Source organism: Petrotoga halophila DSM 16923 (assembly GCF_002924615.1).
On record NZ_JALY01000172.1, the window covers coordinates 1 to 7,450 of the forward strand.

General features: G+C 33.6%; 8 protein-coding genes. All 8 read right to left on the reverse strand.

The annotated features are described in order from the left end of the window. Nucleotides 1–70: 70 nt before the first annotated feature. The 8 genes from yihA to AA81_RS08565 all read right to left on the reverse strand — a co-directional run bounded on the left by yihA (nt 71) and on the right by AA81_RS08565 (nt 7,161). Nucleotides 71–667, reverse strand: a complete 597-nt coding sequence (yihA, locus tag AA81_RS08530) for a ribosome biogenesis GTP-binding protein YihA/YsxC (protein ID WP_103898784.1) — start codon at nt 665–667, stop codon at nt 71–73. 18 nt (nt 668–685) lie between these two features. Continuing rightward, nucleotides 686–1,162: a metallophosphoesterase gene (locus AA81_RS08535; protein WP_103898785.1), complete on the reverse strand. Its 477-nt coding sequence runs from the start codon at nt 1,160–1,162 to the stop codon at nt 686–688. Between the two features lie 16 nt (nt 1,163–1,178). Next, nucleotides 1,179–1,835, reverse strand: coding sequence for a thiamine diphosphokinase (locus AA81_RS08540; RefSeq protein ID WP_103898786.1), 657 nt, complete (start codon nt 1,833–1,835; stop codon nt 1,179–1,181). Nucleotides 1,836–1,848: 13 nt separating this feature from the next. Further along, entirely contained in the window at nt 1,849–3,321 is a 1,473-nt protein-coding gene (locus tag AA81_RS08545; protein WP_169999698.1) for an NAD(P)H-hydrate dehydratase, read from the reverse strand. Nucleotides 3,322–3,341: 20 nt separating this feature from the next. Beyond that, nucleotides 3,342–4,604, reverse strand: coding sequence for an adenylosuccinate synthase (locus AA81_RS08550; RefSeq protein ID WP_103898791.1), 1,263 nt, complete (start codon nt 4,602–4,604; stop codon nt 3,342–3,344). 61 nt (nt 4,605–4,665) lie between these two features. Further along, nucleotides 4,666–5,133, reverse strand: a complete 468-nt coding sequence (locus tag AA81_RS08555) for a 23S rRNA (pseudouridine(1915)-N(3))-methyltransferase RlmH (protein WP_103898788.1) — start codon at nt 5,131–5,133, stop codon at nt 4,666–4,668. Beyond that, complete coding sequence (locus AA81_RS08560; RefSeq protein ID WP_103898789.1) at nt 5,130–6,047, reverse strand: hypothetical protein; 918 nt, start codon at nt 6,045–6,047, stop codon at nt 5,130–5,132. The genes AA81_RS08555 and AA81_RS08560 overlap by 4 nt, the downstream gene beginning before the upstream one ends. Nucleotides 6,048–6,054: 7 nt before the next feature. Then, nucleotides 6,055–7,161 (reverse strand): FtsW/RodA/SpoVE family cell cycle protein, encoded by a 1,107-nt coding sequence (locus AA81_RS08565; RefSeq protein WP_169999700.1) that lies wholly within the window; start codon nt 7,159–7,161, stop codon nt 6,055–6,057. Nucleotides 7,162–7,450 lie beyond the last annotated feature (289 nt).

A 7,450-nucleotide genomic window follows, 5' to 3' on the forward strand; every position in this document is an offset into this window, starting at 1 on the left:
TATCACCGATTAGCTTTTGATTGACTTTAGAAATTTTATTTTAGCGCCCTTCCCCCGCTCCCTACCCTGATTAAGACCAATCATTATCACCTAATATTTCGCCGATAGTTTTCAAGACCTCTTTTAAACCTTCCTTTGTTTTTGAAGAGAAAGGCAAATATATATATTCACCATAAGTTGAAAAACTACTTTTGATATCTTTAAAAAGTTTATCTTTTTCAGATTTCTTTAATTTATCCGATTTTGTTAAGATAAACAAAAAAGGTATACCTAGATCTTTTAGCCATTCAACCATAGCATAATCAAGTTTTTGAGGCATATGTCTATGGTCGATAAGCAAAGAAACGGCATTTAAAGAAAATCTATTTTTAAAGTATTCATTCATCAGTATGTTCCATCTTTCTTTTTCCTGTTTTGAAACGTTTGCAAAACCATATCCTGGTAAATCGACGAAATAATATTTATCATTCACCAAGTAGTAATTGATGGATCTGGTTTTTCCGGGGGTAGAACTCACTTTTGCTATTTTTATGCCTAAGATGGCATTCAAAAAGCTTGATTTTCCGACATTGGACCTTCCTGCAAAGGCAACTTCTTTTTTATCTGGTGGTGGGAGATCTTCAATGTCGTAAACGGTTTTTATTAATTGAGTTTTGTATACTTTCAAGATGTCAATGGTCCTCCTCTAAAGTTCTTTGATTTCAACTTTGACTTCGTTAGGATCTATTATACCATAAGTTGCCTTCCCAGTGAGCCATCCAGAAAATTCTCCTGGGTTGAGTACAATCGTTTTGCCGTTTTTTCTATTTACTATTTCATGGGTATGACCAAAAAAGACGTAATCATAAATCCCTGAATTTTCAGCGGCTTTTAGGGAATAAGGTTCGTGCATCAGAAATATCTTTTTGCCATCTTTTTCTACAGTGATTGGTCCGTTTTTTATCTTTTTATTAGATTTTTCATAGAGTAACAACTTTTCTCCGTCGTTGTTACCAAAGACACCATAAAAATCGATATCATCATAGATTAGATACGGTAAAGTAAACGGAGCTACAAAATCTTCACAATGGAAAATTGTATCGATATTGTACCTTTGGATTAAATCAGGGATCTTTTTGAGTTTATTCATGTTGTCATGAGAATCAGATAATACTAACCACATCAAATTACCCCCTTAGTTACCATTTTTTATTAATCCATCTGATATAAACGACCAACCCGCTTTCAACGGATATTTCTATTTTATTTTCTGTAGCTTCGTTGCTGATTCCTAAGGATTTGAAATCAAAGATATCTTTTTTGTTTAATGGATATTTGAACCCTTTGAGAGTAAGCCCTATAACAGGTTCTCCTATTCTTAAAATAGACCAACTTTCACCAATCTGGGCATCTTCTTCTACTCTTTTATTTACTATGCCGATTTTAACGTTTTCTTCAAGAATAACAGGATTTAGATCTATGTATTCGGCAAGGAGGAAGATACTTGCCATTTCTTGATCAATGCGATCACCTAAAACCCCTGATAAGACAATGTTTTTATAGCGTTTTTCTTTCAGAAAGATTAAAGCCAATTCGGTATCGATCTCATCTTTTTCTTTTGGATATTTCAATATTTCGGTGTTGTTATCTTCAGCCCACTGGAGGTCATCAATAGAAGCAGAATCAAAATCTCCTATTAAATATTTTGGTGGTAAGTTTAACTTTTTGAAGATTTTGATTCCAGCATCACATGCGATTGTCAAGGAAGCCTTTTGTATCATTTTCTTATAAAATTCTAAAGAGCTTCTTAGTTCTGCTCCAGATATTATATAAACTATAGTTTGTTCGCCTCCCAATTGGATTTCAGGTTCATGAGTTTAATTGTTGAATGGTCTTATATATATTGTCAGCAATTATTTTCGGAGTTAAAGAGTAGTTTGTGTACTCTAAGGATAGATCTCTTGCAGTTTTATATATCACATAGCTTCCAATTATGCAAGCTTGCAACGTTGTTAAGCCTTGAGCTATATACGATCCGATAACTCCTGATAATAAATCTCCCGATCCTCCCTTGGCTAGACTTGAATTTCCTGTTATGTTGAAATATGTTTTTTCACCGTTTGTTATCAAGGTAGTTGATGATTTGAATACGATGGTACATCTCAATTCTTTTGCGTACTCTTCCAAACCGAACACATCATTTTTTAAATTCTTATAAACCTTTGATAGTTCTCCCACATGAGGAGTTATAACAAAATTTTTGTTTAATTTTACATCTTTCTCTTTTAAAATTGATAGAGCATCTGCATCTAAAACGAATAATTTGTCATCTTTGTAGGTGTCAACCAATTTTGTAACAAAACCTTTTGCCTTTTCAGTTATACCGGGACCTAAAACTATAACGTTAGATTTTTCGATTTCTTCCTTTAAATTTTCAACGTCTTTTTCTTCAAAGTGTTCTTTTTTTAAGGATCTATAGATTATTGATGGTTCAAGAGCTAAAACGTTTGATGAATCACCTGGTGTAATCAGCTTAACCATACCGGCTCCTGTTCTTTGAGCCCCGATAGCTGAAAGGATAGGCGCACCAGGGTATTTTTCACTACCTGCGAGTATCAAAACCGTTCCAAATTTGTACTTGTAAGAATCTTCAGGCCTGTTTGGGAGTAAGTTCTTAACAGTATCTTCTAATATGAGTTCTCGATTGATTGAGTTTATCAAAGAGTTGTCGAAAGATAAAGGTGCGACCTTTATTTCTCCACAATACTCTCTTGCCGGATAGAGTAGATGACCAATTTTTAAAAAGCCGAAGGTAACCGCTTGATCAGCTTTAACTGCTGTTCCCAGAACTTCGCCCGTGTCAGATGATATTCCAGATGGAACATCGACTGATAATACTTTTGATCCTGAAGAGTTTATGTGTGTTATAGCTTCGGCGACTTCCCCTTTGACTTCTCCTGTCAAGCCTATACCTATTAACCCGTCTATTATGAGATCGTATTGGGAATAATTAATTTCGTCAACATCGAAACGATAAATATTAATTTGGAATTTTTTGGCGATTTCAAGTTGCTTTTTAAAATCAGGACTCCCTTGAGTTGGATCGCCTACTATAAGTATTTCAACGTTGTAGCCTTTATTTTTTAGAATCCTACCCGCTGCAACACCATCACCTGCATTGTTACCCTTTCCTACCACACATAAAATAGAATTTGGCTCAAAGGTTTCTGCTATGTCAGCCACGGAAAAAGCCGCTTGCTCCATAAGCGTTTCTGACGCTATCCCTTTTTCTATAGTCAATTTGTCTATTAATTTTGCCTGAGAGGAAGTGAGTATCTTCAATTTAACCACTCCTAAATTTTTTAATTATTTTTCATATTCAATATTAAATCATTTTTTGAACACATTTCTTCGGTTTTTGGTCCATAGGAAATATAGTCAATGTCAACTCCGATTTGTTCTTCAATATACGATAAATATTTTAGGAAATTAATATCGTTGGTATCTTTCCAACCATTCAATTCAGTATAAATAGGTTTGGCAACAAAAAAGTCATACGAAGAGGATGGGGTGTCTTTTGTTTTTCCATTGACCTCATAATGTGTACAAACTTTTATCTTGTCTAACCCGTTTAAAACATCTGCTTTGGTGATTACAAGCCCTGTTAACCCAGATCTTACTTTTGCGTATCTCAAGGCAGGGAGATCTAACCAACCAACCCTTCTTGGCCTTCCCGTTGTCGCCCCGTATTCTTTTCCTAATTCTCTAATTTTGTCAGCTTCTTCTCCAAAGATTTCTGTTGGGAAAGGCCCTGATCCTACCCGTGTTGTGTAGGCTTTGAGTACCCCATACACCTCATCTAATTCGAACGTTGAAAAGCCTACTGAAGAAACTCCATAAGCCATACACGAAGACGAGGTGACAAAAGGGTAGGTACCAAAATCTAAATCTAACAAAACACCTTGAGCTCCTTCAAACAGTACCGATGTACTTCTGAAAACATTACCCATCTCTACCGCACTAGCGTAATTTATCTTCAATTTTTCCAGTTCATTTCTTGTTTTCATCAAGTACTCAAATACATCATCTTTTGAAGTTTTCAATTTATCCCCATACTGACTACTTTTTAGATAATATATATCTTCCAATCGTTCTTTAAGCATTTTTTCATCGAACAGGTAGTATAGTTTTATACCTTCCCTTGATACCTTATCGGTATAGGCAGGCCCAATTCCTCTTTTTGTTGTTCCAATTGGCTTTTTTCTCATACTTTCTATAATTTCGTCTTCTTCTTTATGCCAGGGAAGGACCAAAAAGGCTTCTAAATCAATGTAAAATTTAGAGGACATTCCAGGGAAATCAGCTTCTAGTATATTTAATTCTTCTACAAGTTTTTCTAAATCCAACACCATTCCTGCACCTAAAAAACCTTTAGATTTAGAGTTGGGCATAATAGAAGGAAGCATATGATTAACATATTTTTTGCCTTTGTAATAAATGGTATGACCTGCATTCGCCCCTCCAGAAAAACGTACTATCCATTCAAATTTTTCTGAAAAGTAATTAACAACCTTACCTTTACCTTCATCGCCCCATTGGGCACCTACAATCGACATTTTTTTCATCATTTTTGTACTATGATACGTACCTTCCTCCCTTCCTGTGATAAAAAACATTGTAATTTTTTTAATAATGATAGGTTTCATTGTGTAATATCTTGTTAACTCTAAACAATTGTTCTAAAAGAATCAAAACCGCAAATTCGTGCGTGAAAGTCATTTTAGATAACGATAAAATAGAATCAGCCTTATTGTAAATTTTATCAGAATGACCCAAAGGACCACCGACAATAAAATTTATATGTTTCCTTGTCGATGTGCTCTTTATCCTATCATAAAATTCAGAAAATTTTATGGAATCCATTTGTTCTCCTCTTTCATCCAATAAAACGTTAAAGGAATCCGGAAAATATTTTATCAACTTTTTGAAATCTTTATCTTTATAAATTAAAGGGGGAGTCTTGTTTAAATCACCAGATAAAGGAAGTTGTATTAGTTCAATCTTTTCAAACTTCTTTACCCATTTTAAATATTGTTTTACGCCATCTATTATATAGGGACTTTTTAAAGGTCCTACGACTATGATTCTAGTCATTTTTCCTCGTTTGAAATATATTTTGCCTTGGTGATTTGTGATTCGGTTAACAACTTTTCTTCTATTGTAAATAAGTCTCCATCCAAATTACCTATTAAGTTTTTAAACGATTGCAAAAACAATTTTCCCGTTAAAGGAGATGGTAGAGAAACTCTTTCTATTTCGCTCCCAAAATGTTCTATTATCGTTTTAACTTTACTGTAGAGTAAATAGAGAGATACATCCCCTTCTTTTGCATTTAAAGTGAGACTGAATTTACCGTTTTGTTTTCTTTCTAAAAATACACTGGCGGGTAAACTCAAACTTATTTCTTGCTTTATTTGTTCTGCAAGCCACCTGTCTAAGGTGTTAATATGGAATTCCAAAGATATTAGAAAATCTCTTACCCCCATAATAGTTGCTCCAGCAGTGGGATGCGGGTGATTTGGACCAAAGTCTGGTTCCCATTCAGGAAAAGACATTTTTTTCGCTAAGAACTCAAATTCACCTTTTCGTAAGGTGTTTATATTTTTTCGGTATTCGTTTCTGGCGGATTTTTCGTATAGATATATAGGCAATTCAAAGCTTTCAGAGATTTTTTTTGCTAATCTTCTTACAAGATTATCCGCTTCATCAAAGGTTGTTGATATTAATGGAACAATTGGGATAACATCTACAGCGCCTATTCTTGGGTGATACCCACTATGATTTCTGAGGTCTATATTCTTTACGCATATTTTCACCATTTCAAATAAGAAAGTCTCTACTTCTTTTAATTCCCCTACAACACTGATGAAGCTTCTATTGAAGTATTCATCACTTTTGCAAGAAATAAACCAAATCTTATCAAAATTTTCGGAAAGGTCTTTGATTTGGCTGATTAATTCTTTGTTTTTCCCTTCACTAATATTTGGTAAAGTTTCTACGATTTTCAATTTTCATTCACCTCGTAATGTTTTTTTCTATCATTAAACCTTTTGTTGCAATTCCCAATATTATAGAAAAAGTAACAAAAGAGGAACCACCATTTGATATCAGAGGCAGAGGAATGCCAGTAACAGGTAAAATCCCTAGATTCATTCCGATATTTTGAAAAATATGAAAAAAGATCAAAAATGCAGATCCTATATAAAAATATTTCCAAAAAAGGTCTTCGCTTTTTTTGTACCCTTCGTATAGTCTCCAAAGTATTAACGAATAAAGTATTAGAATAAAAGTTACTCCCAAAAAACCAAATTCTTCTCCAATAACGGAAAATATAAAATCCGTATGACTTTCAGGTACGAATCCACTCAAATTCATATATCCATTCATATATCCTTCCCCTAACAAACCACCAGAACCTATGGCTTTTATCGCTTGTGCGGTGTTATAATAATAACTTAGAGAGTAGGTTTGAGGAAAGAGAAATCCTATTATCCTCCCTTTTTGGTATTCTTGGAGGTTGTAAAAAATTATTGGACTGCCGATTAAAGCTAATCCTAAAGAATATTGCCATAATTTTTCGAACCTTCCCGAAACAAAAACTACAACAAACCATGTAAATAATACTATAATTGAAGTACTAAAATCCGGTTCTTTGTATATTAACCCTGCAGATAAAAAAATCATTATTGATGCAAAATAAAACTTTTTATTATCATTTTGAGAAAGAACATAACTAAGATATAATAACAATACCAGCTTAAATATTTCAGATGGTTGAAAACCTATAGGACCCAGCCTTATCCATCTTTTAGCACCACTAACTGGTGTGGTGAACAGTACCAAAATCAAAGCAAGTATAACTAAATAAAATAGAACAGGGGTATATTTCTTAATAAATCTCTCTGGAATAAAGATACTAACGGTAAAAAAAACGAACCCTATAATAATCCACATTAATTGTTGGCTTTCTATTCCCTCTAAAGGACTATTAATTACAGCACTTTTAACGGATAAAAAGCCTATGATTGCCAACAACAAGTAAGCGATAACAAGGATAAATTCTATTTTTTTTATACGTTCTTTTCTTTCACATATTAAATTTGTAATAAAAAAAGAATTCACTGAAAGTATCTCCTTTTACAGAGTTCGATAAAGATTTGCCTTTTATCAACAATATATTATATCATACTGATATATTAAAGAGTAAATTTAGAGTTTCTAAAGGCAGAGAATGGGTGGGGAGGGTTTGCTGTAGTATGCGAACTATGTTTTTTTGCAGCTTTGTGCAAAATGGTCTTTTTCGTAAGGTCTTTTGAATAACTTTCCTAATCTCATTTGCTTAGCTTTTGCAGTTTTGTGCAAAAAGCTTTTTAAAATAATTTTTGATTTTGAACTTGGGGATCTTAAGGGG